The following is a 2132-nucleotide window of genomic DNA, read 5'->3' as shown; positions in this document are numbered from 1 at the left end:
GCCCTCGTTGTTCCACCGCACAAGGTCTCCCGTGCGGTACAGCCTGCTTCCGTTGGCCTCTGCAATGAAGCGTTCGGCGGTCAATGCGGCTCGCTTCAGGTAACCCCGAGCGAGGTTGACCCCGCCCAGGTACAGCTCTCCCGCCACCCCTGCCGGCACCTCGTTCAGACTCCCGTCCAACACGTACGCCTGCGTCTGGCTGATCGGCCTGCCTATCGGCACTTGGCTGCTGCCGTCGTCCCGGCACGCCCAATGCGTCACATGGATCGTCGTCTCCGTCGGCCCGTACAGGTTCTGCAGCGTCGCCCCGCTCAGCCTCTGCAGCGCCTCTCTCTGCGTGGCCGCAGGCATGGCCTCTCCCCCGCAGATGATGTGCTTGAGCTTCGTCGTCTCCTCGATCCCCTCGTACGCCAGGAACGCCTGCAGCATCGAGGGCACGAAGTTCAGCGTCGTGATCTGGTGTCTCTGGATCAACTCGACCAGCCGCACCGGGTCCCTGTGGTCTCCCGGGTTGGCGATCACCAGCCTCGCTCCCGAGGTCAGCGGCCAGAACATCTCCCACACCGACACGTCGAAGCCGAAGGGGGCCTTGTGCAGCACCGTGTCCGCTCCGGCGAGGGTGTAGAACTCCTGCATCCAGGCCATGCAGCTGAACAGCGCCGCATGCCGGATGGCCGCTCCCTTGGGACGACCCGTGGAGCCGGACGTGTAGATCACGTAGGCCAGGTGTTCGCCGTGCAAGGGGACTTGCGGATCGGATGCAGGCTCGGCAGAGGTGTCGAGGGTGTCGAGCTCCAGCACTTGAAGGGAGTCGGCACCCGGGATCAGGCTGCGCAGGTGGCTCTGGGTCAGCAGCAGTTCGATGCCGCTGTCTTGCACCATGTAGGACAGGCGGTCCGCCGGGTAGTCTGGGTCCAAGGGCACGTAGGCGCCGCCGGCCTTGAGCACCGCCAGGATGCCCACCATCATCTCGACGGAGCGTTCCACGCAGATGCCCACCAGCACGTCCGGGCCCACCCCAAGAGAAATCAGGCGATGCGCCAGGCGGTTCGCGTGGGCATTGAGTTCGCCGTAGCTCAGGGCTTCGTCGTCGAAGACCAAAGCGGGTGCCGAAGGCTTGAGCCTTGCATGAGACTCGATCTGGCGGTGCACCGGTTGGGCATCCTCGTGGCAGCGCGGGTTCTCGCTCCACGCCGTCAGTTGCTGCATCTCCTGCGCGGAAACGATCCCGATCTCGCATGCTGGCTGTTGCGGCCGCTGCACCAGTGCCGTCACCACGCCCTGAACGGCAGCCAGCATGTAGCCACATACGCGCTGCGCATCGACGCTGTCATGCACCTGTGCCACCAGCTCGAAGCCCTTGCCCAGATCGTCCACCGACATGCCGAAGGGGTAGTTGCTGCGCTCGGCACCTCCGAGCGTGTCGATACCGGCCCATGCGAGATCCGGTGCGGCCTGCTGCTTCGTCTGCTCTTCTTCCGGCGTGTACCGGTAGTTCAGCAGCGCCGAGAACAGCGGCGTGCCCCCCGGCAGCGCACTGCAGCGCTGTGCCAGCGACAGGTTCGCGTGCTCGTGGTGCAGCAGCTGCGTGAGCGCCTCGTGCGTCTCCTTCACGCACGCCAGCACACCCCTCGCTCCCAGCCTCACCCTCAGCGGCAGCGTGTTGATGAACAACCCCAGCGCCCTCTGCGCCCCCTCCCCGCCCTGCATCCGACCGAACAGCACCGTCCCGAACACCACGTCGTCCTTGCCCGTGGCCTTGCCCAGCACCAGCGCCCACGCCAGGTGGAACAGCGTCGCCGCACTCACCCCATGGCGCTGTGCTTCTCTTCGGATCTGCTGCGCCAGCTCCGGCTCCAGCCTCAGTCGGGCTTCTTCTACCCGCGTGCCGTCCCCCTGCACGTCCAGCAGGTTGAAGGGTGCCGTCGGCTCGTCCACGTCCCCCAGCATCTGGCGGAAGAACGCCTCGTGCTCGTCCTGGCTCACACCCAGTCTTGCCTGCGCCACGTAGTTCCGGAAGGGCACCGGGGTGGGCAGCTCATCGTGCCTGTCCTGCTGGATCAGCGCGATCTCCTGCACCAGGAAGTCCAGCGTCGTGTGGTCCAGCACCATGTGGTGGCTGGGCAGCTGCA

General features: G+C 66.2%; 1 protein-coding gene. It reads right to left on the bottom strand.

Features of this window, described 5'->3' with window-relative positions; translation table 11 throughout:
- Positions 1 to 2132: non-ribosomal peptide synthetase (locus tag ACTJLF_RS34470; protein WP_440884879.1), on the bottom strand; the 2132-nt coding region annotated here is incomplete at both ends.

The organism is Variovorax sp. 22077, from assembly GCF_052044195.1.
Classification (GTDB): domain Bacteria; phylum Pseudomonadota; class Gammaproteobacteria; order Burkholderiales; family Burkholderiaceae_C; genus Variovorax; species Variovorax atrisoli.
The sequence above is the reverse complement of the archived record's forward strand: the minus strand, read 5'-3'. Positions and strand labels throughout refer to the sequence as shown.